At 54.1% G+C, this 320-nt stretch carries 1 pseudogene; it reads right to left on the bottom strand.

Annotated features, from left to right (window positions below):
• A pseudogene (locus tag L3D05_RS26350) lies at positions 1-320 on the bottom strand (hypothetical protein); the annotation flags it as partial.

Raw genomic sequence — 320 nt, 5'->3', positions numbered from 1 at the left:
CCTTGATCCTTGCCTTGACCCTGATTCTGCTCTTGCTTCGCGATGTATTCCTTCCAGCCCGGCATATACACCATCGTGAACGTACTGAACTTATTCGTGCGGAACTTCAAGCCCTGTAAGCCTTTAGAATAATCGCCCAATTCGCCCTTCACGAGCTCCTTCGTGCCGTCGTCATGCTCGATGAAGACGACAAGATTGCTCAGCAGTTCTTGGCGTTTCGCCGCATCCGCAGGGAGCGTGCCCAACGGCATCTGCAGGATGACCGGACGGTTCTCCATGTTCGTCTCGACGGTCATCGGACGGCCCCAGATTTGAATGTT

Source organism: Cohnella mopanensis (assembly GCF_022352055.1).
Taxonomy (GTDB): Bacteria; Bacillota; Bacilli; order Paenibacillales; family Paenibacillaceae; genus Cohnella; species Cohnella mopanensis.
This window is presented reverse-complemented; position numbering and strand designations above follow the sequence as displayed.